Origin of the sequence: Pseudomonas sp. UBA2684, from assembly GCA_002354655.1 — a bacterium.
In the GTDB taxonomy this organism is placed as follows: domain Bacteria; phylum Pseudomonadota; class Gammaproteobacteria; order Pseudomonadales; family Pseudomonadaceae; genus Aquipseudomonas.
This window is the reverse complement of the sequence record DELY01000009.1, coordinates 80,042-103,772: the sequence shown is the minus strand read 5'-3', so window position 1 is coordinate 103,772 and position 23,731 is coordinate 80,042. Positions and strand designations below refer to the sequence as shown.

Here is a 23,731-nt window from a genome sequence, read left to right as displayed (position 1 = left end):
GGAAGCTGTCCTCATGAATTCGTTTGAATGTGCTGAGTGGCCTTGTGTCGCACGCCTGTTCGAACCTACAGCGTTGGAGAATGAAGAGCATGAGCAACTGGTTGGTAGACAAACTGATCCCATCGATCATGCGTTCCGAGGTCAAGAAGAGTTCGGTGCCGGAAGGCTTGTGGCACAAGTGCCCGTCTTGCGATGCGGTGCTGTACAAGCCCGAGCTGGAAAAGACCCTGGATGTTTGCCCCAAGTGCAATCACCACATGCGCATCGATGCGCGTGCGCGCCTGGATATCTTCCTCGATGCCGAGGGGCGTGAGGAAATCGGCGCCGACCTGGAGCCGGTGGATCGCCTGAAATTCCGCGATAGCAAAAAGTACAAGGATCGTCTGGTCGCGGCGCAGAAACAGACCGGCGAAAAGGACGCATTGATCGCTATGCGCGGCACCCTGGAAAAAATGCCGATAGTGACCTGCGCCTTTGAGTTCTCCTTTATGGGTGGCTCGATGGGGGCGATCGTCGGTGAGCGCTTCGTGCGTGCCGCGAACGTGGCGTTGGAGCAGCGTTGCCCGTTCGTGTGTTTCTCTGCGTCGGGTGGTGCACGCATGCAGGAAGCGCTGATTTCCTTGATGCAGATGGCCAAGACCTCTGCCGTTCTGGCGCGTTTGCGCGAAGAAGGCATCCCGTTCATCTCGGTGTTGACCGATCCGGTCTATGGTGGTGTTTCCGCCAGTCTGGCGATGCTGGGCGACGTGATCGTCGCCGAGCCCAAGGCGCTGATCGGTTTTGCCGGCCCGCGCGTGATCGAGCAGACCGTGCGCGAGAAGCTGCCGGAAGGTTTCCAGCGCAGCGAGTTTCTTCTTGAGCATGGCGCTATCGACATGATCATTCACCGCGAAGAGTTGCGTCCGCGTCTCGCCCGCCTGTTGGCTCAGTTGATGGGTCGACCTGCACCGGCTGCTGCGCTACCGGCAACGGCATGACTGAGCGTTCCCTCGCCGATTGGCTGGCGTACCTGGAGCAATTGCACCCTAGCGCCATCGATATGGGCTTGGAGCGCTCCAGGGCGGTGGCGCAGGGCTTGGGATTGGGCAAGCCGGCGCCGTTGGTCATTACGGTTACTGGCACCAACGGCAAGGGTTCTACCTGCGCGTTTTTGGCCTCTCTGCTGCAAGAGCAGGGCCTTAAGGTCGGCGTGTACAGCTCGCCTCACCTGCTGCGTTACAACGAACGGGTGCAAGTGGCTGGCGTCGAAGCCAGCGATGCCGAGTTGTGCGCAGCGTTCGCCGCGGTGGAAGCGGCGCGTGGCGAGACCTCCCTGACGTATTTCGAGATGGGGACTCTGGCGGCTTTTTGGCTGTTTCAGCAGGCGGCCCTGGATGCCGTCGTGCTGGAAGTCGGCTTGGGCGGGCGCTTGGACGCGGTCAATCTGATCGATGCCGACCTGGCGCTGGTGACGAGTATTGGTCTCGATCATGCCGATTGGCTGGGTGACACCCGCGAATCGGTGGCCTTTGAAAAGGCCGGGATCTTTCGCTCCGGCAAGCCTGCGCTGTGTGGCGACCTCGAACCGCCGCAGCCTTTGCTGGAGCAGGTGGCTTTGCTGGATGCACCGTTTTTCCTGCGGGGCCGCGATTATGACCTGAGCATCGATGCGCACGGTTGGTCCTGGTACGGGCTGAATGAGCAAGGCCAGGTATTGCGCCTGGAGCGCTTGCCGCTGCTCGATTTGCCTATGGAGAACGCCGCACTTGCCTTGCAGGCTTATGCCTTGCTCAATCTGCCCTGGCGTGAAGAGCAGATTGTTCGCGCGCTCGCGGCGACCCGGGTTACGGGGCGGCTGGATCGCAGAACGGTGAATTGGCAGGGTAAGTCACTCACGCTGCTGCTGGATGTTGGGCATAATCCGCATGCTGCCGAGTACCTGGCTCAGCGCTTGGCTGCGCGGCCGCCGCGAGGCAAGCGCCTTGCCGTGTTCGGCTTGTTGGCCGACAAGGATCTGGCCGGCGTGGTCACGCCTTTGTTGGCGGAGGTGGCTGACTGGGCGGTGGCTGCGTTGCCAACCAGCCGCACGCGGCCGGCGGCCGAGTTGCAGGCGTATTTACACAAGCGTGGCGCGCAGGTGACGGCCTATATCGATGTGCCGACAGCCTTGCAGGCACAATGCGTGCAGGCATCCGCAGAAGATGAAATTCTGCTGTTCGGATCTTTTTACTGCGTGGCCGAGGCCCTGGACTGGCTGGCCCGCCATGCCAAAGGGGAAGTGCAGGATGGCTTTGCTGGATAAAGGATTGAAGCAGCGCATGGTCGGTGCCCTGGTGCTGGTGGCGCTGGCGGTGATATTCCTGCCCATGTTGCTGTCGCGTGAAGACGAGTTGCGCCGAGTGGTGGTCGATGCGCCGGCCATGCCGCAAGCGCCGGCGATGCCGCAGATTGACATGCAGCCGGTGACGGTGCCCGAGCCGCAGGTCTTGCCGCAAGAACCCGTGCCGAGCGAGCCCATGGCTGCTGTGCCTGACCAAGCCGCGGCTAACGAGCAAGCGCCAGTCGCTGCGGCCGAGCCTGTTGTCGCGCCCCCTGCGCAAGTTGCGGCACCCACGCAAACGCCCGCCAGTCGCCTGGATGCCAACAGCTTGCCGGTCAGTTGGTCGGTGCAGCTGGCCAGCCTGTCCAGCCGCAGTGGTGCCGAAACCCTGCAGAAAACCTTGCGCAGCCAGGGCTACAACGCCTACATCCGTAGCGTTGACGGAATGAATCGAGTGTTTGTCGGCCCGTTGATCGAGCGCGCCGAAGCGGATCGCCTGCGTGATCAGTTGAATCGTCAGCAGAAGCTCAACGGCTTCATCGTGCGCTTTCAGCCGGAGCGCGGCTAAATCCTCTGCTTACTCGATGGCAAGGGCTCTGCTAAAATGCAGCGCCTTTTCCGTCGGTAGCCTGAATCGTGGCATTCACCTGGGTTGATTGGGCGATTATCGCCATCATCGCCATATCGAGTCTGATCAGCTTGAGCCGTGGTTTCGTCAAAGAAGCCCTGTCGCTGCTCACCTGGATCATTGCCGGCGTCGTCGCCTGGATGTTTGGCGGCGCGTTGTCGCAGCACCTCAGCGAATTTATCGAAACACCGTCGGCGCGCGTGATTGCGGCCTGTGCGTTGCTGTTTGTCCTGACTCTATTGGTTGGCGCGTTGATCAATTACTTGATCGGCGAGCTGATTCGCGTCACCGGCTTGTCCGGTACCGATCGTTTTCTCGGCATGGTCTTCGGCGCCGCCCGTGGCGGCCTGTTGGTCGTGGTGTTGGTCGGCCTGCTCAGCCTGGCGCCGGTGCAACAAGATCCATGGTGGCAGCAGTCGACGCTGCTGCCGCACTTTTTAATGGTCGCAGACTGGTCGAAAAACCTCATTCTGGGGATGTCCAGCGAGTGGCTTGCCAGTGGCATCAGCGCACCCGCTGAGCTGCCGTTCAAAGACGCGCTGTTGCAGCCTAAACTGCCGTAAGAGCGTTCGGAATTATCCTGTTTCACTCAGTAGGGGTTGCGTCACATGTGTGGCATTGTCGGTATCGTCGGTAAATCGAACGTCAATCAGGCGCTGTATGACGGCCTCACCGTCCTCCAGCACCGCGGCCAGGATGCTGCCGGTATTGTAACCAGCCACGATGGGCGGCTATTTCTGCGCAAGGACAATGGCCTGGTGCGCGATGTCTTCCAGCAGCGCCACATGCAGCGCCTGGTCGGCCATATGGGCATCGGCCATGTGCGCTACCCGACCGCCGGCAGCTCCAGTTCGGCCGAGGCGCAACCGTTCTACGTCAACTCGCCGTATGGCATCACCCTGGCGCACAACGGCAACCTGACCAACGTCGAGCAGTTGGCCAAGGAAATCTACGAATCCGACCTGCGCCACGTCAACACCAACTCCGATTCGGAAGTGCTGCTCAACGTGTTCGCCCACGAGTTGGCCCAGCGCGGCAAGTTGCAGCCCACCGAGGATGATGTGTTCGCCGCCGTCAGCGATGTGCACAAGCGCTGCCGTGGCGGTTATGCGGTGGTGGCGATGATCACCGGCTACGGCATTGTCGGCTTCCGCGACCCCAACGGCATTCGGCCGATCGTTTTCGGCCAGCGGCATACCGACGAAGGCGTGGAGTACATGATCGCCTCGGAAAGCGTGTCGCTGGACGTGCTCGGCTTCACCCTGATCCGCGACCTGGCGCCGGGCGAAGCGGTGTACATCACCGAAGATGGCAAGCTGTCGACCCGTCAGTGCGCGACTAACCCGCATTTCTCGCCGTGCATCTTCGAGCATGTCTACCTGGCGCGACCGGATTCGATCATGGACGGCGTGTCGGTGTACAAGGCGCGCCTGCGCATGGGCGAGAAGCTGGCCGAGAAGATTCTCCGCGAACGCCCCGATCACGACATCGATGTGGTCATCCCGATTCCCGACACCAGCCGCACCTCGGCGCTGGAGTTGGCCAACCACCTGGGCGTTAAATTCCGCGAAGGCTTCGTCAAGAACCGCTATATCGGCCGCACTTTCATCATGCCCGGCCAGGCGGCGCGGAAGAAATCGGTGCGGCAGAAGCTCAATGCCATCGAACTGGAATTCCGCGGCAAGAACGTGATGCTGGTGGACGACTCGATCGTGCGCGGCACGACCTGCAAGCAGATCATCCAGATGGCCCGCGAAGCCGGGGCGAAGAACGTGTATTTCTGCTCGGCCGCGCCGGCAGTGCGTTACCCGAACGTGTATGGCATCGACATGCCCAGCGCGCACGAACTGATCGCACACAACCGCAGCACCGAGGAAGTCGCCGAGCTGATCGGTGCCGACTGGCTGGTATATCAGGATCTTCACGATCTGATCGAGGCGGTCGGTGGCGGCAAGATCAAGATCGAGCACTTCGATTGTGCGGTGTTCGACGGCAAGTACGTGACCGGCGACGTCGACGAGGTCTACCTGAACAAGATCGAGCAGGCGCGTAACGATGTGTCCAAGGTCAAGTCTCAGGCGGTCAGTGCGATTATCGACCTGTACAACAACTAGGTTGCAGCCCGGCCCGTTGCGGCGGGCCGGTTGAGGGGATTGGCAATGACGATTGAATGGCAAGCCGGGCGTCTGGACAGCGATCTCGACGGCGTGGGCTTCGATACCCTGGCAGTGCGCGCCGGTCAGCACCGTTCGCCGGAAGGCGAGCACAGCGAGGCGATCTACCCGACCTCCAGCTACGTTTTTCGCACCGCAGCCGATGCCGCGGCGCGTTTCGCCGGCGAAGTGCCGGGTAACGTCTACTCGCGTTACACCAATCCTACGGTGCGCGCTTTCGAGGAGCGGATTGCCGCCCTGGAAGGGGCTGAACAGGCCGTGGCCACGTCCTCCGGGATGTCGGCGATCCTGTCCATCGTCATGAGCCTGTGCAGCGCTGGCGACCATGTGCTGGTCTCGCGCAGTGTGTTCGGTTCGACCATCAGCCTGTTCGAGAAGTACCTCAAGCGTTTTGGCGTGCAGGTCGACTACGTGCCGCTGGCGGATCTGGACGCCTGGGCGGCAGCGTTCAAGCCCAACACCAAGTTGTTATTCGTCGAATCGCCGTCCAACCCGCTGGCCGAGTTGGTCGATATCGCCGCCTTGGCGGAGATTGCCCACGGCAAAGGCGCACTGCTGGCGGTCGACAACTGCTTCTGCACCCCGGCACTGCAGCAGCCAATCAGCCTGGGGGCGGACATCATCATGCACTCGGCGACCAAGTACATCGACGGTCAGGGCCGCAGCATGGGCGGTGTGGTGGCGGGCAAGGCGGAATTGATGAAGGAGGTCGTCGGCTTCCTGCGTACCGCCGGGCCGACCCTCAGCCCGTTCAACGCCTGGATCTTCCTCAAGGGACTGGAAACCTTGCGCGTGCGCATGCAGGCGCATTGCGCCAGCGCGCAGCAACTGGCCGAGTGGCTGGAGCAGCAGCCGGGCATCGAGCATGTGTACTACGCCGGTTTGCCCAGCCATCCGCAGCATGAGTTGGCCAAGCGCCAGCAGCGTGCTTTCGGTGCCGTGGTGAGTTTCGAGGTCAGGGGCGGCAAAGAGGCGGCGTGGCGTTTTATCGATGCCACGCGGGTGATCTCCATCACCACCAATTTGGGCGATACCAAAACCACTATCGCCCACCCGGCGACTACCTCGCATGGTCGCCTGTCGCCGCAGGAGCGGGCCAACGCCGGTATCCGCGACAACCTGGTGCGGGTGGCGGTGGGCCTGGAAGATATCGCTGACCTGAAAGCCGATCTCGCTCGCGGCCTCGCTGCGCTTTGAGCGAGCAGGGCCAGATCGACTGGAGCCCGCCGCGCGCCAGCCCATCCAACGGCAAGGTGGCGCTGGTGACCGGTGCGGCCCGGGGGATTGGTCTGGGCATTGCGGCCTGGCTGATCGCCGAGGGCTGGCAGGTGGTGTTGACCGATATTGATCGGCAGCGCGGGTCGAAAGTGGCGAAAGCGTTGGGCGACAACGCCTGGTTCGTGGCCATGGATGTTGCCCACGAAAGCCAGGTCGCGCTGGGCGTGGCCGAGGTGCTCGGGCAGTTCGGTCGGCTCGATGCGCTGGTGTGTAACGCCGCGCTGGCGGAGCCGCATAACCCGCCCCTGGAAAGCCTCAACCTGACGCAGTGGAATCGCACGCTGGCGGTCAATCTCAGCGGGCCAATGTTGCTGGCCAAGCATTGCGCGCCCTACCTGCGTGCCCACCGTGGCGCCATCGTCAACCTGACGTCGACCCGTGCTTCGCAGTCCGAGGCGGATTGCGAGGCGTATGCCGCCAGCAAGGGCGGTTTGCTGGCGCTGAGCCATGCGTTGGCGATCAGTCTTGGCCCGGATGTACGGGTCAACGCGGTCAGCCCCGGCTGGATCGATGCGCGCGATCTTGGCGCGCGCAGCGCGGCACCATTTTCTGCCCAGGAGCATGCCCAGCACCCGGTTGGGCGGATCGGCAAGGTCGAGGACGTGGCGGCCATGGTCGCCTGGTTGTTGTCGTCCCAGGCCGGTTTCGTCACGGGCCAGGAGTTCGTGGTCGACGGTGGCATGAGCAAGAAGATGCATTACCTCGCCTGACCCGCTTGTCGCCTTGCCCGTCTGGGCACGCGTGAGCCCAACCTTTGATGGGGAGGCAGGCAAAGCATGACCGACTTCAAAGCATTGCCGCAGGCCGGCGCTAACATCCAGCGCCGAACGCTCTGCAGTTAAGCGTAAAACAATAAAAATAACGCCTGACAGGTTGCTTGCGCATGGACAGCCAAGATCCGCTCGTCACGCTTTCGCGTGGTGTGCTGCGTGAAGAATTGCTGGAGTTGCTGGGGCGCAGCGAGCACGTGCCGCTGACGCTGCTGCTGGCCCCGGCAGGCTCGGGTAAGTCGACCCTGCTGGCGCATTGGTTGGCCCGCGATGCCCACCGGGCAGTGGCGCATTACCCGTTGCAGGCGCGCGATAACGAGCCGGTGCGCTTCTTCCGCCGGTTGATCGAGCACATTCGCGGCCAGGTTGCCGATTTCGATACCTCCTGGTTCAACCCGTTTGGTGCCGAACTGGGTTTGTCGCCGGTGGCGGTCAGCGGCTACCTGAGCGATGCCCTGGCGCGTCTCGAGGCGCCGCTGTACATCGTGCTGGATGACTTTCAGTGGATCAGTGCGCCAACCATCCGCGAGGTGCTGGCGGCGCTGCTGGAGACGCTGCCTGACAATGTTCGGCTGATTCTCGCCAGCCGCAATCATCCGGGTTTTTCCCTCAGCCGACTGAAGCTGGAAAGCCGCCTGCTGTGCATCGATCAGCATGATCTGCGCTGGTCTGCAGGGCAGATCCAACAGCTCAATGCGCACCTGGGCGGCGGTAACCTCAGCGAGGCCTATGTCTCGACGCTGATCGCCATGACCGAAGGCTGGGTGGCTGGGGTCAAGGTGGCGTTGCTGGCCTACGCGCGGTTCGGCACCAGTGCGCTAGAGCGTTTCAACGGCACGCAGCCGGAAATCGTCGACTACTTCGGTCACGTGGTGCTCGAACAGCTATCGCCCAGCCTGCGCGAATTTTTTCTCTGCAGTGCGCTGTTCGAGCGTTTCAACGGGGCGATTTGCGATCACGTGCTGCAACGCAGTGGTTCGGCGCTGCTACTCGAAGAACTGTCCGCGCGGCAACTGTTCATGCTGCCGGTGGACAATCAGCCTGGCTGGTTCCGCTACCACGCCTTGTTGCAGGACTTTCTCAGCAGCCGTCTGGCGATCGAGAAGCACGCCATGGTCGCCGCATTGCACCAGCGCGCGGCGGATTATTACCTGGGCCAGGGCGAGTATGAGCCGGCTTTGCTGCACGCGCAGCGCAGTGCCGATGAGGTGCTGTTTCGTGACCTGCTGGAGCGCGGCTGTGCGCTATGGATTCGCACGGGGCAATTCAGCGACATCCTGCGCTGGCTGGAGCCGTTACCGGAGGGCGTGGTGCTCGGCAACTCGCGTTTGCTGGCGCCGTTGATCGGCGCGTTGACCCTGTCGCGGCGCTTTCACCAGGCGCATTACTACCTGGATGCGCTGCACGCGCAGGAGCAAGAACAAGGCGCGGCGCTCGTCACTCCGATTACCCGGCAGTTTCTGCTGCTGCAACTCGGTTTGTTTCAACACGACAAGGATTTTACTCCCGCGCCTGGCTGGCGCGAGTTGCTGGGCCCCGGCGTGGGGCTGGAAGTCCGTGCCTGCACCCTGACGGTGATTGCCTATCACTATCTGCTGGATGCCCAGTTGCAGGCCGCGATCCGTTTTGCCATGCAGTCCAAGGAGTTGCTGCGGCAAAGCGGCCACAGTTTTCTACAAAGTTACACCGACCTGATCATCGCGCTTTGCCACCGCAATGCCGGGCGCGCCACCCATGCACGCAAGGGCGTGTGTCACGACTACCAGCACACTGACACGGCCTCGCCGGCCTGGATCAACCGTGCCACGGCCATGGTGGTGGTGTTGTACGAGCAAAACCAGCTCGATGAGGCGCAACAGCTTTGCGAAGACCTGATGGCGATGGTCAATGCGTCTTCGGCGACCGAAGCCATCGCCACGGTGTACATCACCTTGTCGCGCTTGCTGCATCGGCGCCAGCAAGCGGTGCGCGCCGGGCGCCTGCTCGATCAGCTGTCGTGCATCTTGCAGGTGGGCAACTACGCGCGGTTTGTCAGCCAGGTGGCTCAAGAGAGCATGCGCCAGGCCTATGTGAGCGGCAAACTCGGCGCGCTGGACGCTATCGCCCAGCGCTATTGCCTGGGCGAACGCCTGGCTGCCGGCGATTGGGAAAGTGCGCAGCGTTACGACGAGAGTTGGGAGCGCCTGGGGTTGGCCGCAGTTTACTGGCTGCAGGCGCGCGGCGCGCAGGGCCGCGCCGGGCGGATTCTCAAGGTGTTGGCCACATCGCTGCGGCGTAGCGAGATGCGTGCCCGCGCGTTGATCGTCGAGGCCAATCTACTGGTGCTCGATGCGCCGACGCAGAGTAAGGATCAGCAACTAGCCGCGCTGCGCCGGTTGGTCGAGGAGTACGGCATCGTCAATATCAACCGCTCGGTGTTCGACGAGGCGCCAGGCTTTGGTGCCGGGGTGTTGGGCTTGGCACACGCCGGCCTGCTGCACCTGCCGGAGAAGTACCGAGCCTTCTATGCCGAGTTTCTCCAGGACGCCGACATCCCGGCGTATGGCCGCGTCACCCCGGTCAGCCTGCTGACCGACAAGGAAGCGGAGGTTTTCGAGTGCTTGCTGAGCGGTCTGTCGAACACGCAAATCAGCGACAAGACCGGCATCGCCCTGTCCACCACCAAATGGCACCTGAAGAATATCTATTCGAAGCTCAATGTTTCGAGTCGCACCGAAGCGATTCTGGCCGCCCACCCACGCGCGCCTCTGGCTTAGTTGCCGGCTGACCCCGGCATGGATCGCCCTTAGCCCCTCCCTGGGAAGGGGGCAGGGCTGGCCAGGCCCCCGATAAGCTCCGCGATGCCGTGCAGTGTCGGCATCCACCTCGTGAGCACAACAATAAAAATCGGGAGAAAACGCCATGTCGGTATGGGTTACCTGGCCAGCTTTGACCAAGCTGGGCACCTTAGGCATTGTGTCGGGCTTGCTCGTGCTGAGCATGGAACGACAAGCCTTGTTCGAGAACAACCTCTTCGATGTCGAGGACTATGCGCGGCACAACGCCGACATTCTCTGTGACGCACGCAGCCTGACGGCGCGTACCGAAGACGGCACCTGTAACATCCTCGCCAATCCGGCCGAAGGCTCGGTGTACCGGCGTTTCGGGCGTAACGTCGACACGGCGTTGACGCGCGGCGAGACCGAGGCCGACACGTTGCTCACGCCCAACCCGCGCGAGGTCAGTAACAGCCTGATGGCGCGCGAGGAGTTCAAGCCGGCGGCCAGCCTCAACTTCATCGCTGCCGCCTGGATTCAGTTCATGATCCACGATTGGGTGGACCATGGCCCCAACGCGGTCGACGATCCGATCCAGGTGCCGCTGCCGGCTGGCGATGCGCTGGGGGCGGGCAGTCTGTCGGTGCGCCGCACTCAGCCCGATCCGACTCGGGGCGCCGACGATGCCGGCAAGCCGCAGACCTATCGCAACCACAACACCCACTGGTGGGATGGCTCGCAGCTGTATGGCAGCAGCAAGGAGAGCAACGACAAGGTGCGTGCCTTCGTCGACGGCAAGCTGAAGCTCAATGCCGATAACCGCTTGCCGACCGAGTTGCTCAGCGGCAAGCCGGTGACCGGCTTCAACGAGAACTGGTGGCTCGGCCTGAGCATGCTGCACCAGCTGTTCACCCTGGAGCACAACGCCATCGCCAGCAAGCTCAAGCAGAAGTACCCGGAGCAGAGCGACCAGTGGCTGTACGACCGCGCTCGGCTGGTCAACTCGGCGCTGATGGCCAAGATCCACACCGTGGAGTGGACGCCGGCAGTGATTGCCAACCCGATCACCGAGCGCGCCATGTATGCCAACTGGTGGGGGCTGCTCGGCTCGCGCGGGCCGCGCGACAAGTACCAGGCCGAAGTGCGCATGTTGCAGGAGGACTTGCTGCGTTCGGACTCCTTCGTCAAGCGCATCCTCGGTTTCGATCCGAGCCTGGGCAACGGTGTCGGCAGCTCGGCGCTCGACCATGCCCTGGCCGGTCTGGTCGGTTCGGCCAGCCCGAACAACTACGGTGTGCCTTATACCCTCACCGAAGAGTTCGTCGCGGTGTACCGCATGCACCCGCTGATGCGCGATCAGGTGGACGTTTACGACATCGGCTCGAACAGCGTCTCGCGTTCGATCGCCTTGCAGGACACCCGCGACCGCGACGCCGAACACCTGCTCAACGACGAGCGTCCGGAGCGCCTGTGGTATTCCTTCGGCATCACCAACCCGGGCTCGCTGACCCTGCACAATTACCCGAACGTTCTGCGCAACCTGTCCATGCCGCTGGTCGGCAACATCGACCTGGCGACCATCGACGTATTGCGTGACCGCGAGCGCGGGGTGCCGCGCTACAACGAGTTTCGTCGGCAGATCGGCCTCAAGCCGATTACTAAGTTCGAGGACCTGACCAAGGACCCGCACACCCTGGCCGAGCTCAAGCGCCTGTACAACAACGACATCGAACTGATCGACACCTTGGTCGGCCAACTCGCGGAAACCGTGCGCCCGGAGGGTTTTGCCTTCGGTGAAACGGCCTTCCAGATTTTCATCATGAACGCCTCGCGTCGACTGATGACCGACCGCTTCTTCACCAAGGATTACCGTCCCGAGGTGTACACTGCCGAGGGCCTGGACTGGGTGGAGAACACCACCATGGTCGACGTGCTCAAACGCCACAATCCGCAGTTGGCGGCCAGCCTGGTCGGTGTGGAGAATGCCTTCAAACCCTGGGGCCTGAACATTCCGGCCGACTACGAAAGCTGGCCGGCGGCCAACAAGCAGGAAAACCTCTGGGTTAACGGTGCGCTGCGCAGCCAGTACGGCGAAGGTCAGTTGCCGGCGTTGCAACCCGTGGATGTGGGCGGCTTGATCGGGTCGATCCTGTGGAACAAGGTGCGCGCGCGCACCGACGTGGCGCCGGCGGACTACCAGAAACCAATCCATCCGCACGCGGCGATGGCCAAAGTGAAGTTCGTGGCGACCCCCGGCAACGGATACAGCGGCCTGTTCCAGGGCGCCGAGCACGGCTTGCTGCGCCTGTCGGTGACCGGTGACCCGGCGGATCGCGGTTTTGCTCCGGGGCTGGCCTGGAAGGCCTTTATCGACGGCAAACCGTCGGAAAACGTCTCGGCGTTGTACACCCTGAGCGGGCAGGGCGCTAACCACAATTTCTTCGCCAACGAGTTGTCGCAGTACGTGCTGCCGGAGGCCAACGAAACCCTCGGGACCACCTTGCTGTTTGCGGCCGTGAGCAGCAAGCCGACCCTGCTGTTGCTCAACGACATGGCCGAGGTGACCCAGGCCGGCGCAGCGGTGAGTCAGGTCAAGGCGCCGACGCAGGTCTATTTCGTGCCGCACCCGGAGCTGCGCAACCGCTTCAGCAGTGCCGCGCACGATTTTCGTACCGACCTGCTGACCTTGCAGGCCGGCACCAAGGTCTACGACGTGTATGCCACATCGATGGAGATCAAGACATCGATCTTCCCCTCGATCAGTCGCAGCTACGCCAGCCAGCGGCGCAACAGTGCACGCAAGATCGGCGAGTTGCAGCTGACGTCGGCGTTCATTGCCTCGGCCTTCGGCGACAGCGGGGTGTTCTTCAAGCACCAGCGGCATGAGGACAAGTAGGCGTTTCCACGGCGTCGTTGAATAAAAAAGGCCTCGGTGAACACCGAGGCCTTTGGCTTTGCGCTGGAGCGCTATTCGCGCAGGTCGATGGTCGCCGGATTGCTGCGGTCGAACAGCTTGGTCGGGTCGCTCGGCAGGATGCCTGGGCGGTAGCCGTCGCGCACATCGCCGAGTACGCGGATATCGCTGTACTTCTTCCCGGACAGAGCCGCCATGCCGGCGGCGTCGCGCACTACGGTCGGGCGCAGGAACACCATCAGGTTGCGTTTGATGCGGGTGTCCTTGGTCGAGCGGAACAGCCGGCCGAGCAGCGGAATGTCGCCGAGCAGCGGCACTTTCGAGTCGGTCTGGGTGACGTCGTCCTGAATCAGGCCGCCGAGCACGATGACCTGGCCGTCTTCGGCGAGGATGGTGCTTTTGATCGAGCGCTTGTTGGTGATCAGGTCCACCGCCTGGGCCGTCAAGGTGGCGCTTGGCGCGATGGAGGAGATTTCCTGTTCGATTTCCAGGCGCAAGCTGGAGCCTTCGTTGATATGCGGGGTGACCTTGAGCGTGACGCCGATGTCCTGCCGTTCGATGGTGGTGAAGGGGTTGTCCGCGCCGGATGCGCTGGTGGTGAAGGAGCCGGTCTGGAACGGCACGTTTTGCCCGACCAGGATTTCCGCTTTCTGGTGGTCGAGGGTCAGCAGGCTGGGCGTCGACAGCAGGTTGCTCTTGGCATTGGCCGACAGTGCGGTGATCAGCACGCCGAAGCTGTCGGTGCCAAGGCCGATGATGGCGCCGTCCGGCAGGTTGTTCAGCACCGGGTTATCGATGTCGTTGCGCTGGTCCTGAATGGCTTGCAATACGGTGCCGACGGACAGCCCGGTGCCGCCGAAATTCACCCCGCCGAGGCCGCCGGTGCCGCCTCGCGCATCCACCGCCCACTGCACGCCAAGGGCGTCGGTGATATCGCCCGAGACTTCGACGATGGCGGCCTCCACCATCACCTGGGCGCGCGGCACGTCGAGCTGACGGACGATGTCTTCCAGGGTCGCCACCAGGTCCGGTTCGGCCAGCAGCACCAGGGCATTCAGGCTTTCGTCGGCACGGATCAGGATGTTCTGCGGTTTGCCGGCCGCTTCGCTGCCTTCCTGCGGTTTCAGCCCTTCGGAGATTTCCCCGAGGGTTTCCGCCAGGGCCTTGGCATCGTTGTGGCGCAGGCGAATCACCCGGGTGTTGGCCGAGCGGCTGGTGGGCGTGTCCAGCGATTGCGCCAGCGCCACCAGTTTGGCGCGGGCGGCGGGCGGGCCGAGCAGGATCAGGCGGTTGGTGCGTCCGTCGGCGATCACCTGGGTGCCGGAGGCGCCTTTGGCCTGGCCGCGCTCCAGGGCGCTATTGAGCACTTCGGCGGCATCCATGACCCAGGCGTGTTGCAGGTCGTAGACGCTGTAGTCGTGGTCGCCTTTCTGGTCGAGCTGGCGCAGCAGGTCTTCGATGCGCGCGATATTGGCGCTGCGGTCGCTGATGATGATGGCATTGGCCGAGGTCACCGCGGCCAGGTGGCCGTATTGCGGCACCAAGGGGCGAATCAGCGGGATCAGTTCCGACACCGCGCTGTGCTGCACCTGGATCAAGCGGGTTTCCAGACGATCCGGCGCGGCGCGGCCGGCGCCTGCATCGGCCTTGGCTTCGGCATTGGGCACGATGCGCGCCTGATCGCCCTGGGTGATGACACTGAAACCGTGGGTGGCCATCACCGAAAGAAACAGTTGGTAGACCTCGCTAAGGGCCAGCGGCGTGCTCGACACCACGCTGACCTGGCCTTTCACGCGCGGGTCGACGATGAAGGTTTCACCGGTGATCTGCGCGATCTGGTCGATGAATTCGCGGATGTCGGCGCCTTTCAGGTTGATGGTCCAGCTGTCTTGTTGCTGATTGGCGCTGGGCGTTACCGGGTCGATGGCCGCCATCAGCGGCAGTGGGGCGGCGGCCAGGCCGGCGGCAATCAGGACGAAGGTGAGGCGCGAGAAGATCGGGAGCATCGTGTCAGTCGCTTTCCGTAGGCGGTTCGGTGGGTTCGGCGTCGGCCGGCAAGGTGCCGGACGCCTCCATCTGTTGACGCAGTGCGTCCATGCGTTCGCGCAGTTGCGCAAGGTTGTCGGCTTCCAGCTCGTTGAGTTGGTCCAGGGCATCCGTCGCGGTCTCGGTGGGCGTGTAAATCTGGCTGTTATCGCTGGACGGGATACGCGGAAAGGCCAGGCTTTCCCGGCGGCCATTGCGCAACAGCTCTACTCGGTCAGCGTAGACCGCATCCAGGCGCACGCCGCTGCTGACCTCGCTGTCTATGCCGTAGCGCTGTGGCTCGCTGCCTTCGCTGCGGATGATGGCGCTGGAGCGTTTAGGGTCGGCGTGCACGAAGCTGCCCAGCAGGGTCAGACGCAGGGTGGTGACTGGCGGCGGGGCGTTGTTGTCCTGGCGGCTGCTGCCAAACAGCTGATCGAGGTGCTGGCTGGAGGCATGGCTGCTCTCTGGGTCGGCGTTTGGCGCGCTGGCGACTGGCGGTGTGCGCACGACGCGCAGCCAGTCTGCGGCTTGCCAGGCCAAGCTGACGCTCATGGCCAGAATTACCGCGACGCCGACCAGGGTGGTGGCATGCAGTTGCATCCAGCGTTGGGGAGCCGAAAGAGGCAAGGCGTCACTCCGAAAAATTATTGTTATGTGGCGTGGATCGCGCGCCGATCATAGACAGTTAGCGAGCATTTGACAGCCCCCCTTCAGGGTGGTGTGTCGCGCCGTGCGATGTGCTAAAGATAGCGCAGAGCTCCCGCTCTACGGCGGGAACCCCATAACAATTAACCGACGGAACCAGGCAGACATACGGCGGCCAAAATTAGCCGTGATACTCATGTCAGGTTACCGTTTCAAGGCACGCTTAGGATGAACGCTCTGCTTACTGAAGCTCCACTGCGCCGCTTGCCGTTCAGCTTCGCCAAGCGCCATGGGGTGGTCTTGTTGATCGACGCCACTCCGCCTTGCCTGGCGCACCGGCCGGCGGTCGAACTGGTGGCGCTGGCTGAGGCGCAGCGCTTTGCCGGCCGCCAACTGCCGTTGCGGGCATTGACCGGTGAGGCGTTCGAGCAGGCCTTGGCCAAGGCTTACCAGCACGAGTCGGGCGCCATGCAACTGGCCGAGGGGCTTGGCGGCAGCCTCGATCTGGCCGCTCTGGCCGAGCAGGTGCCGGAAACCGAAGACCTGCTGGAGCAGGAAGACGACGCCCCGATCATTCGCCTGATCAACGCCATCCTTGGCGAGGCGATCAAGGAAAATGCCTCGGATATTCACCTGGAAACCTTCGAGAAACGCCTGGTCGTGCGTTTTCGCGTGGACGGCATCCTGCGTGAGGTGCTCGAGCCCAAGCGTGAGCTGGCGGCGCTGCTGGTGTCGCGGATCAAGGTCATGGCGCGCCTGGACATCGCCGAGAAGCGTATCCCGCAGGACGGGCGGATTTCCCTGCGGGTTGGCGGCCGCGAGGTGGATATCCGCGTCTCGACACTGCCCTCGGCCAATGGCGAGCGGGTGGTGCTGCGTTTGCTCGACAAGCAGGCTGGGCGCCTGAACCTGCAACATTTGGGCATGTGCACGCGCGATCGCCAGGTGATGGAAGACACCGTGCGCAAGCCCCACGGCATTCTGCTGGTCACCGGTCCCACTGGCTCCGGCAAGACCACCACCCTGTACGCCAGCCTGGTCAGCCTCAACGACCGCACGCGCAACATCCTCACGGTCGAAGACCCAATCGAATACCACCTCGAAGGCATCGGCCAGACCCAGGTCAACACCAAGGTCGACATGACCTTCGCCCGTGGCCTGCGGGCGATTCTGCGCCAGGACCCGGACGTGGTGATGGTCGGTGAAATCCGCGACAAGGAAACCGCCGAAATCGCCGTGCAAGCCTCGTTGACCGGGCATCTGGTGCTCTCGACGTTGCACACCAACAGCGCGATTGGCGCCATCACCCGCCTGGTGGATATGGGCGTCGAGCCGTTCCTGCTGTCGTCCTCGCTGCTCGGCGTGCTGGCCCAGCGCCTGGTGCGGGTGCTTTGCCCGCATTGCAAGGAGGCCTATCAGGCCGATGCCGCCGAATGCGCCTTGCTCGGCGTGGCGGTTGCCACGGCGCCGACCCTCTACCACCCGCGCGGCTGCAACGAGTGCCATCAGCAGGGCTATCGCGGGCGTACCGGGATTTACGAGCTGGTGGTGTTCGACGATCGCTTGCGCAGCTTGATTCACAGTGCCGCGTCCGAGCAGGAAATGATCCGCCATGCCCGCACGCTCGGTCCGAGCATCCGCGAGGATGGCCGGCGTAAGGTGCTGGAAGGCGCGACCAGCCTGGAAGAAGTGCTGCGCGTGACCCAGGAAGAGTGAGTTAGGACAACCATGGCCGCTTTCGAATACCTCGCCCTCGACGCCAACGGTCGCCAGCAGAAAGGCGTGCTGGAGGCCGACAGTGCGCGTCAGGTACGCCAGTTGCTGCGCGAACGGCAACTGGCGCCGCTGGATGTGAAGGCCACGCGCACCCGCGAACAGGCCAGTGGCGGCGGGCATTTCAGCTTTGCCCGCGGACTTTCGGCGCGCGATCTGGCGCTGCTCACCCGGCAGTTGGCGACTCTGGTGCAGGCCGCGTTGCCGATCGAAGAAGCCCTGCGCGCGGCGGCTGCCCAGGCGCGTTTGCCGCGCATCCAGAGCATGCTGCTGGCGGTGCGGGCGCGCGTGCTCGAAGGGCATGACCTGGCCGGCAGCCTGAAGGAATTTCCCGCGGCCTTTCCCGAGCTGTACCGCGCCACCGTGGCGGCTGGCGAGCACGCCGGGCATCTGGGGCCGGTGCTGGAACAACTGGCCGATTACACCGAACAGCGCCAGCAGTCGCGGCAGAAGATCCAGCTGGCGCTGCTCTATCCGTTGATCCTGATGTGCGCCTCCTTGCTCATCGTCGGCTTCCTGCTCGGTTACGTGGTGCCGGACGTGGTGCGGGTGTTTGTCGACTCCGGGCAGACCCTGCCGGCGCTGACCCGCGGCCTGATTACCTTGAGCGAGTGGGTCAAGGGTTGGGGATGGCTGGCGGCGATTCTGGCCGTGCTGGGCTTCTTCGCCCTGCGTTGGGCGCTGCGTGACGAGTCGGTGAAGCTGCGTTGGCATGGCTTGCTGCTGCGCGTGCCGCTGGTTGGCCGGTTGATCCGCGCCACCGATTGCGCGCGCTTCGCTTCGACCCTGGCGATTCTCACCCAGAGCGGCGTGCCGCTGGTGGAGGCGCTGGGCATCGGCGCCGAAGTGATCGCCAACCGGGTGATTCGCGCGCAAGTGGTGGTGGCGGCGCAAAAGGTGCGCGAAGGTGGCAGCCTGACCCGCGCGCTGGAAGCCAGCGGCCAGTTTCCGCCGATGATGCTGCACATGATCGCCAGCGGCGAGCGCTCCGGCGAGCTGGATCAGATGCTCGCACGCACTGCGCGCAATCAGGAAAACGACCTGGGTGCCCAGGTGGCGCTGCTGGTCGGGCTGTTCGAGCCGTTTATGTTGGTGTTTATGGGCGCAGTGGTGTTGGTCATCGTGTTGGCCATCCTGCTGCCGATTCTGTCTCTCAATCAGTTGGTGGGGTAATTAGGTGAATAGCGGATCGTTGAAAAGCGCACGACCGGCAACGCAGATACCTTTGCGACGGTTCGGTAAGCGTCAAACGGGCTTCACACTTATCGAAATCATGGTGGTGGTGGTGATTCTCGGCATTCTCGCCGCCTTGGTGGTGCCGCAGGTGATGAGTCGCCCGGATCAGGCCAAGGTCACCGTGGCCAAGGGCGATATCAAGGCGGTCGCCGCCGCGCTGGACATGTACAAACTGGATAACCACGCCTACCCGAGCACCCAGCAGGGCCTCGAAGCACTGGTGCAGAAACCGTCGGGCAATCCACAGGCGAAAAACTGGAACAAGGACGGTTACCTCAAGCGTCTGCCGGTCGACCCGTGGGGCAATGTCTACCAATACCTGGCGCCGGGCACCAAGGGTGCGTTCGACCTCTACTCGCTGGGCGCTGACGGCAAGGAAGGCGGCAGCGATTTGGATAGCGATATCGGTAACTGGGACCTCTGATCAATCATGCGCCAGGCCCGCGGTTTCACCCTGATCGAACTGCTGGTGGTCCTGGTGATTCTCGGCAGCCTGATCGGCATTGCCATGCTCAGTACCGGCATCGCCGGCCCGGCGCGCGAGTTGCACAACGAAGCCGAACGCCTGGCCGGGTTGATTGGCGTGCTGGCCGAAGAGGCGGTGCTGGATAACCGCGAATACGGTTTGCAGCTCACCGACGATACCTATCAGGTGCTGCGCTATGAGCCGGCCAGCGGTCGTTGGCAGGCGTTGGCAGGCAAACCCCACCGCCTGCCCGGCTGGGCGCAGTTGAGCATCGAGCTGGACGGTGCCGCGCTGCAATTGCCACTGCCAGAGGGGGAGAAACGCGGCGCGGCGCACAGCGTGCCGCAGCTGTTGATTCTCTCCAGTGGCGAACTCAGCCCGTTTCGCCTGCACTTGAGCGAGCGCCGGAAAGACGGCTTGCGCCTGCAATTGTCCAGCGATGGCTTTCGCTTGCCCAAGGTTGCCGTTGGCCCCGCCAAGGGGCCTGCCGGATGAAGCGCTCTGCGGGGTTCACGTTGCTCGAAGTGCTGGTCGCCCTGGCGATTTTCGCCCTGGTCGCCGCCAGTGTGCTGACCGCCAGTGCGCGCAGCCTGCAAACCGCCGCACGCCTGGAAGACAAGACCCTGGCGATGTGGATCGCCGATAACCGCCTGACCGAGTTGCAGTTGGCCGACACCCCGCCCGGCGATGGCCGCGACCAGGGCGAGCTGGAGTTCGCCGGGCGGCGCTGGCAATGGCAGAGCGAAATCCAGGCGACCAGCGAACCGAGCATGCGCCGAGTCACGTTGTGGGTGGCGCCGCGCCCGGAACGTAGCGTGAGTGGCGACCTGCGCGAGCGCGCGGCGGTCAGCCTAAGCGGTTTTCTTGGGGCCTCGCCATGAGGCGCATGGGCGGGTTTACCCTGCTTGAGCTGCTGATTGCCATCGCGATTTTCGCCCTGCTTGGCCTTGGCACCTACCGCATGCTCGACAGTGTGTTGCGCACCGACAGCAGCACCCGCGCGCATGAGCAGCAGTTGCGCGAGCTGGTGCGTGCCATCGCCGCGTTCGAGCGTGATCTGCTGCAAGTGACGGTGCGCCCTGTGCGCGATCCGTTTGGCGAGGCGCGCCCGGCCTTGCTGGGCGAGACGCTTGACAGTGCGGTTGTGGAATTGAGCCGTGTTGGCTGGCGTAATCCGTTGGGGCAGGCGCGGGCCAGTGTGCAGCGGGTACGTTGGCAGTTGAGCGGCGAGCAATGGCAGCGGCACTATTGGACGGTGCTCGACCAGGCTCAGGACAGCCAGCCCAACGTGCAGCAAGCGCTGGAGGGGGTGACGCGCCTGCAACTGCGTTACTTGGATGGCGACGGCGCGTGGCAAAGCAGTTGGCCGCCAGTGCAGAGCAGTGCTGACGAACAGCTGAAAGCCTTGCCGCAGGCAGTCGAACTGCTGCTGGAACATCGCCGTTATGGCGCGGTGCGGCGCCTGCTACGTCTGCCGGACGTGCTGCCCGAGCAAGCTGGGCAGACACCTGGCGATGTGCCGCCGGACGAAGGCGCGGGCGCCACGGAGCCCACATCATGAGGGCGCAGCGGGGCATGGCGCTGATCACCGTGCTGCTGGTGGTGGCAGTGGTCACGGTGGTCTGCGCGGGGATTATCGCCCGCCAGCAGCTGTCGATTCGCAGCAGTGCCAACCAGCTGCATGTGCGCCAGGCCTGGCACTATGCGCTGGGCGGTGAAACCTTGGCCAAGGCGGTGTTGCAGCGTGACTTGCAGCAGGGCAACCCGCAGGCCTCGGTGGATCACCTGGGCGAACCGTGGGCGCGGCCCCAGGCGCCATTCGCGCTGGACGAAGGCGGTGAATTGCGCGTGCGCCTGATCGATCCGAGCGGGCGGTTCAACCTCAACAGCCTGGTGCGTCAGGGCCAGGCCAATGATGCGGCGCTGGCGCAATTTCGGCGTCTGCTGCTCAACGTGCAAATCGACACCCCGTATGCCGAGCGCCTGCTCGATTGGTTGGATGTCGATGAGCAGCCGAGCGGCAGCTATGGCGCCGAAGATAATCAATACTTACTGGCACAGCCGGCCTACCGCACGGCCAATCGGGCGCTGACCGATGTCTCGGAATTGCGTTTGCTACTGGACATGAACGAAGCCGATTACCAGCGCCTGCTGCCCTTGGTTACCGCCTTGCCGGAAGACGCGACCTTGAACGTCAACACCGCCAATGCCTGGGTGCTGGCGAGCCTGGTCGAGGGGCTGTCGCTCAGCGCCGCGCAAGGCCTGGTGGCGGCGCGCGGCAGCCAGGGTTACAGCGATGTGCAGAGCTTCACTCGCCAGTTGAACGGTTTGCCCGTGCAGGGCCAGGCCTTGGGTGTCGGTAGCCAGTATTTTCAGGCGATCAGCGAAGTCAGCGTCGGTGATCGCCGTCAGGTTCTACGCAGTACCTTGCAACGCACCCGCGATGGCAAGGTGTATGTCTTAGCCCGTGATCTGGGGCAGAGCGGTGAAGCGCCCGCGCCCGTCGAGGAAGTCGAGCCATGAGTCAGTTGTGTGTGTTTCTGCCGCCTGCGGCCTGTGCCGGCGCCGACGCGGCATTGCCGGTGTGGCGGGTGCGTCAGGGCGACAGCCAGCGTTTGCCATTCGCCGCCGCGCTGGCCGAGCCAACTGGGGTCTGGACCCTGGTCTTGCCGGTCGAGGCGGTAACCGCCTGCGCAGTGCGCCTGCCAACGCAAAAAGCCCGCTGGTTGCGCCAGGCGTTGCCGTTCGCGGTGGAGGAGTTGCTGGCCGAGGATGTCGAGCAGTTGCACCTGGCGCTGGGCGAACAGTTGCCCGACGGCCGTCATCGGGTGTTTGCCGTGCGCCGCAGTTGGCTGTCGAGCTGGTTGGCGCTATGCGCTACGCCGCCGCAGGCAATTACCATCGATGCCGATTTGCTACCGCGCGAAGGCACGCAGTTGCTGTACCTGGAGTCGCGCTGGTTGCTCGGCGGCGCCGAGGTCGCGCGTTTAGCCTTGAGCGCCGAGGCGTGGCCGGCGCTGGCCGGCGCTTGTGCGCATCCACATATTGCTTATCGCGCCGCGTCGCAGGCTGGGTTGGCGCCGCTGGATGACAGCCTGGAGCTTGTCGACGCCTACCACTGGCTGGCGCAGCAGAGCGTACAGAGCAACCTGGCGCAGGGCGAATTTGCCACCCAGGTGAGCAATGGCCAATGGCAGCGCTGGCGGCCACTGCTGGGGTTGCTCGGGCTCTGGTTGGTGCTGCAATGGGGCTTCAATCTGGCCCAGGGTTGGCATTTGCAGCGCCAGGCCGATGCCTATGCCGAGGCCAGCGCGGCGTTGTACCAAGAGCTGTTTCCCGAGGACCGCAAGTTGGTCAATTTGCGTGCGCAACTGGATCAGCACCTGGCGGCAGGGGGCGGTGGCCAAAGCCGTTTGCTCGGCATGCTGGCCGAGGTGAGTCAGGCGATGGTCGCGGAGGGCGCACCAGTGCAGGTCGAGCAACTGGATTTCAGCGAGGCCCGCGGCGATTTGGCCATGCAGGTGCGTGCGCCCGGCTTTAGTGAGCTGGAGCGTTTGCGCGAGCGGTTGCAGCAGGCCGGGTTGGCGGTGCAATTGGGTTCGGCCAGTCGCGAGGCGGCCGGGGTCAGCGCGCGACTGGTGATTGGGGGATGAACATGAGCAGCCTGAATGAATTGAAGAGCCCCTTGGCAGCGCAGTGGCAGCGCTCGGTATTGCTGCAACGTTGGCGTGGTTTGGCGGCGCGTGAACAGCTGGCCTTGGGGTTGTTGGGCCTGTTTCTGTTGCTGGTGCTGCTGTACCTGCTGCTTTGGCAGCCGGCGCAACAGGGCGTAGCCGCCGCACGTAGCGCGTTCGAGCAGCAGCGCGCCCTGCATGCCTACCTGCAAGCCCAGGCGCCTTTGGCGCGCAGCCTGGCGAGTGCGCCGCAGGTCAGTCTCGATCCGGCGCGTTTGCAAGGGCTGGTGACGGCCAGCGCCGCCGAACAGGGTTTGGCGGTCGAGCGACTGGACAGCGACAGCGACGGTTCGCTGCAAGTCAGCCTGCAACCGGCGCCGTTCGTCCAACTGCTGCGCTGGTTCGCGGCACTGGAACAGCAGGGGGTGCAGATCGCCGAGGCAGGGCTGGATCGCGACGAGGAGAATCGGGTGGCGGCCCGGCTGACTTTGCGTGTGCCGCTGTAGCAAGTTGTAGCCCTACAGCGCCGATGCGGGATTGGCCGCAGGGTTTGCTCCATGTGGCGCAAGATGCCGGCGCGTGGGGCGCGGGGGATTTATTGGGCTCTGTCGCCATGACGTGGCGCATGAGCAGTCAAGCTTGTGTGGCGGCGATCTTGACCGCGAGCTGTTCAGGCCGCGCGGCCAAGGCCCCTGCTACCCAGCCAGCGCACAGCGGCGCTGTGTGGGTTTATCTACAACACTGCCAAACCTGCCGCTCTTCGCGGTTACAGCCACGCCCCTGAGGCGCTGCAGCGCATCAACAGTTAACGGCTACAGAGTCTTTATTTTTCCTGCCGTGTGAGAAAAAACTGAAGCAGAGTATTGACTTAGCTTAGGTGCCAACGTAAATTGCGCGCCTCGCAAAGCGATGGGTGATTAGCTCAGCTGGGAGAGCATCTGCCTTACAAGCAGAGGGTCGGCGGTTCGATCCCGTCATCACCCACCACTCTTTGTGAATTCGGACGTAAGTCCGACCGACGCGCAGCGGTAGTTCAGTCGGTTAGAATACCGGCCTGTCACGCCGGGGGTCGCGGGTTCGAGTCCCGTCC

General features: G+C 63.6%; 20 protein-coding genes and 2 tRNA genes (1 of these 22 only partly in view). 20 read left to right on the top strand and 2 right to left on the bottom strand.

Annotated elements, in window-relative coordinates; genetic code table 11:
* Positions 1–89 precede the first annotated feature (89 nt).
* The 9 genes from accD to B3M58_RS04630 all read left to right on the top strand — a co-directional run bounded on the left by accD (position 90) and on the right by B3M58_RS04630 (position 12,801).
* Entirely contained in the window at positions 90–977 is an 888-nt protein-coding gene (accD, locus tag B3M58_RS04670) for an acetyl-CoA carboxylase, carboxyltransferase subunit beta (RefSeq protein ID WP_296217404.1), read from the top strand.
* Positions 974–2,281 carry a bifunctional tetrahydrofolate synthase/dihydrofolate synthase gene (gene folC, locus B3M58_RS04665; RefSeq protein WP_296217403.1) on the top strand — a complete coding sequence of 436 codons (1,308 nt, stop codon included), beginning with the start codon at positions 974–976 and terminating at the stop codon, positions 2,279–2,281. The genes accD and folC overlap by 4 nt, the downstream gene beginning before the upstream one ends.
* Positions 2,265–2,867 (top strand): SPOR domain-containing protein, encoded by a 603-nt coding sequence (locus B3M58_RS04660; protein WP_296217402.1) that lies wholly within the window; start codon positions 2,265–2,267, stop codon positions 2,865–2,867. Before folC ends, B3M58_RS04660 begins: the two co-directional genes overlap by 17 nt.
* A gap of 68 nt (positions 2,868–2,935) precedes the next feature.
* The gene (locus B3M58_RS04655) at positions 2,936–3,490 is read left to right on the top strand and encodes a CvpA family protein (protein ID WP_296217401.1); all 555 of its coding nucleotides are present in this window, start codon (positions 2,936–2,938) and stop codon (positions 3,488–3,490) included.
* A gap of 45 nt (positions 3,491–3,535) precedes the next feature.
* Positions 3,536–5,041: an amidophosphoribosyltransferase gene (gene purF, locus B3M58_RS04650; protein ID WP_296217400.1), complete on the top strand. Its 1,506-nt coding sequence runs from the start codon at positions 3,536–3,538 to the stop codon at positions 5,039–5,041.
* A gap of 45 nt (positions 5,042–5,086) precedes the next feature.
* Positions 5,087–6,298: an O-succinylhomoserine sulfhydrylase gene (locus B3M58_RS04645; RefSeq protein WP_296217399.1), complete on the top strand. Its 1,212-nt coding sequence runs from the start codon at positions 5,087–5,089 to the stop codon at positions 6,296–6,298.
* Positions 6,299–6,312: 14 nt separating this feature from the next.
* Complete coding sequence (locus tag B3M58_RS04640) at positions 6,313–7,089, top strand: SDR family oxidoreductase (RefSeq protein ID WP_296217458.1); 777 nt, start codon at positions 6,313–6,315, stop codon at positions 7,087–7,089.
* A gap of 173 nt (positions 7,090–7,262) precedes the next feature.
* Positions 7,263–9,905, top strand: a complete 2,643-nt coding sequence (locus B3M58_RS04635) for a LuxR C-terminal-related transcriptional regulator (protein ID WP_296217398.1) — start codon at positions 7,263–7,265, stop codon at positions 9,903–9,905.
* A gap of 223 nt (positions 9,906–10,128) precedes the next feature.
* Positions 10,129–12,801: a peroxidase family protein gene (locus B3M58_RS04630; protein ID WP_296217397.1), complete on the top strand. Its 2,673-nt coding sequence runs from the start codon at positions 10,129–10,131 to the stop codon at positions 12,799–12,801.
* A 71-nt stretch (positions 12,802–12,872) separates the two neighbouring features.
* On the opposite strand, the gene gspD is transcribed toward B3M58_RS04630, so the two are convergent.
* Both gspD and B3M58_RS04620 read right to left on the bottom strand, forming a co-directional pair.
* Positions 12,873–14,825 carry a type II secretion system secretin GspD gene (gspD, locus tag B3M58_RS04625; RefSeq protein ID WP_296217396.1) on the bottom strand — a complete coding sequence of 651 codons (1,953 nt, stop codon included), beginning with the start codon at positions 14,823–14,825 and terminating at the stop codon, positions 12,873–12,875.
* 4 nt (positions 14,826–14,829) lie between these two features.
* Positions 14,830–15,447: a type II secretion system protein N gene (locus tag B3M58_RS04620; RefSeq protein WP_296217395.1), complete on the bottom strand. Its 618-nt coding sequence runs from the start codon at positions 15,445–15,447 to the stop codon at positions 14,830–14,832.
* A gap of 273 nt (positions 15,448–15,720) precedes the next feature.
* Here B3M58_RS04620 and gspE point away from each other — a divergent pair, with 273 nt between their 5' ends.
* The 11 genes from gspE to B3M58_RS04565 all read left to right on the top strand — a co-directional run.
* The gene (gene gspE, locus B3M58_RS04615; RefSeq protein WP_296217394.1) at positions 15,721–17,208 is read left to right on the top strand and encodes a type II secretion system ATPase GspE; all 1,488 of its coding nucleotides are present in this window, start codon (positions 15,721–15,723) and stop codon (positions 17,206–17,208) included.
* 12 nt (positions 17,209–17,220) lie between these two features.
* The gene (gene xcpS / locus B3M58_RS04610) at positions 17,221–18,438 is read left to right on the top strand and encodes a GspF family T2SS innner membrane protein variant XcpS (protein ID WP_296217393.1); all 1,218 of its coding nucleotides are present in this window, start codon (positions 17,221–17,223) and stop codon (positions 18,436–18,438) included.
* Between the two features lie 52 nt (positions 18,439–18,490).
* Entirely contained in the window at positions 18,491–18,925 is a 435-nt protein-coding gene (gene gspG / locus B3M58_RS04605) for a type II secretion system major pseudopilin GspG (protein ID WP_414704050.1), read from the top strand.
* Between the two features lie 6 nt (positions 18,926–18,931).
* Entirely contained in the window at positions 18,932–19,462 is a 531-nt protein-coding gene (gene gspH / locus B3M58_RS04600; RefSeq protein WP_296217392.1) for a type II secretion system minor pseudopilin GspH, read from the top strand.
* Entirely contained in the window at positions 19,459–19,848 is a 390-nt protein-coding gene (gspI, locus tag B3M58_RS04595; RefSeq protein ID WP_296217391.1) for a type II secretion system minor pseudopilin GspI, read from the top strand. The genes gspH and gspI overlap by 4 nt, the downstream gene beginning before the upstream one ends.
* Positions 19,845–20,528 (top strand): type II secretion system minor pseudopilin GspJ, encoded by a 684-nt coding sequence (gspJ, locus tag B3M58_RS04590; protein WP_296217390.1) that lies wholly within the window; start codon positions 19,845–19,847, stop codon positions 20,526–20,528. The genes gspI and gspJ overlap by 4 nt, the downstream gene beginning before the upstream one ends.
* Positions 20,525–21,490, top strand: a complete 966-nt coding sequence (gspK, locus tag B3M58_RS04585) for a type II secretion system minor pseudopilin GspK (protein ID WP_296217389.1) — start codon at positions 20,525–20,527, stop codon at positions 21,488–21,490. Before gspJ ends, gspK begins: the two co-directional genes overlap by 4 nt.
* The gene (gspL, locus tag B3M58_RS04580; RefSeq protein WP_296217388.1) at positions 21,487–22,620 is read left to right on the top strand and encodes a type II secretion system protein GspL; all 1,134 of its coding nucleotides are present in this window, start codon (positions 21,487–21,489) and stop codon (positions 22,618–22,620) included. Before gspK ends, gspL begins: the two co-directional genes overlap by 4 nt.
* A gap of 2 nt (positions 22,621–22,622) precedes the next feature.
* Complete coding sequence (locus B3M58_RS04575) at positions 22,623–23,147, top strand: type II secretion system protein M (protein WP_296217387.1); 525 nt, start codon at positions 22,623–22,625, stop codon at positions 23,145–23,147.
* A 405-nt stretch (positions 23,148–23,552) separates the two neighbouring features.
* Positions 23,553–23,628: transfer RNA gene (locus B3M58_RS04570), tRNA-Val, on the top strand.
* Positions 23,629–23,663: 35 nt separating this feature from the next.
* Positions 23,664–23,731 (top strand) — tRNA-Asp (locus B3M58_RS04565) (it continues 100 nt past the right edge of the window).

What these genes read in the sequence shown, in the direction of transcription:
- B3M58_RS04660 (WP_296217402.1), top strand. Translation starts at nt 2,265, where the DNA reads ATGGCTTTGCTGGATAAAGGATTGAAGCAGCGCATGGTCGGTGCCCTG.
- gspK (WP_296217389.1), top strand. Translation starts at nt 20,525, where the DNA reads ATGAGGGCGCAGCGGGGCATGGCGCTGATCACCGTGCTGCTGGTGGTG.
- gspI (WP_296217391.1), top strand. Translation starts at nt 19,459, where the DNA reads ATGAAGCGCTCTGCGGGGTTCACGTTGCTCGAAGTGCTGGTCGCCCTG.
- gspH (WP_296217392.1), top strand. Translation starts at nt 18,932, where the DNA reads ATGCGCCAGGCCCGCGGTTTCACCCTGATCGAACTGCTGGTGGTCCTG.
- B3M58_RS04630 (WP_296217397.1), top strand. Translation starts at nt 10,129, where the DNA reads ATGGAACGACAAGCCTTGTTCGAGAACAACCTCTTCGATGTCGAGGAC.
- B3M58_RS04575 (WP_296217387.1), top strand. Translation starts at nt 22,623, where the DNA reads ATGAGCAGCCTGAATGAATTGAAGAGCCCCTTGGCAGCGCAGTGGCAG.
- B3M58_RS04635 (WP_296217398.1), top strand. Translation starts at nt 7,263, where the DNA reads ATGGACAGCCAAGATCCGCTCGTCACGCTTTCGCGTGGTGTGCTGCGT.
- gspE (WP_296217394.1), top strand. Translation starts at nt 15,721, where the DNA reads ATGAACGCTCTGCTTACTGAAGCTCCACTGCGCCGCTTGCCGTTCAGC.
- accD (WP_296217404.1), top strand. Translation starts at nt 90, where the DNA reads ATGAGCAACTGGTTGGTAGACAAACTGATCCCATCGATCATGCGTTCC.
- gspD (WP_296217396.1), bottom strand. Translation starts at nt 14,825, where the DNA reads ATGCTCCCGATCTTCTCGCGCCTCACCTTCGTCCTGATTGCCGCCGGC.
- xcpS (WP_296217393.1), top strand. Translation starts at nt 17,221, where the DNA reads ATGGCCGCTTTCGAATACCTCGCCCTCGACGCCAACGGTCGCCAGCAG.
- B3M58_RS04620 (WP_296217395.1), bottom strand. Translation starts at nt 15,447, where the DNA reads ATGCAACTGCATGCCACCACCCTGGTCGGCGTCGCGGTAATTCTGGCC.
- B3M58_RS04645 (WP_296217399.1), top strand. Translation starts at nt 5,087, where the DNA reads ATGACGATTGAATGGCAAGCCGGGCGTCTGGACAGCGATCTCGACGGC.
- purF (WP_296217400.1), top strand. Translation starts at nt 3,536, where the DNA reads ATGTGTGGCATTGTCGGTATCGTCGGTAAATCGAACGTCAATCAGGCG.
- gspL (WP_296217388.1), top strand. Translation starts at nt 21,487, where the DNA reads ATGAGTCAGTTGTGTGTGTTTCTGCCGCCTGCGGCCTGTGCCGGCGCC.
- gspJ (WP_296217390.1), top strand. Translation starts at nt 19,845, where the DNA reads ATGAGGCGCATGGGCGGGTTTACCCTGCTTGAGCTGCTGATTGCCATC.
- folC (WP_296217403.1), top strand. Translation starts at nt 974, where the DNA reads ATGACTGAGCGTTCCCTCGCCGATTGGCTGGCGTACCTGGAGCAATTG.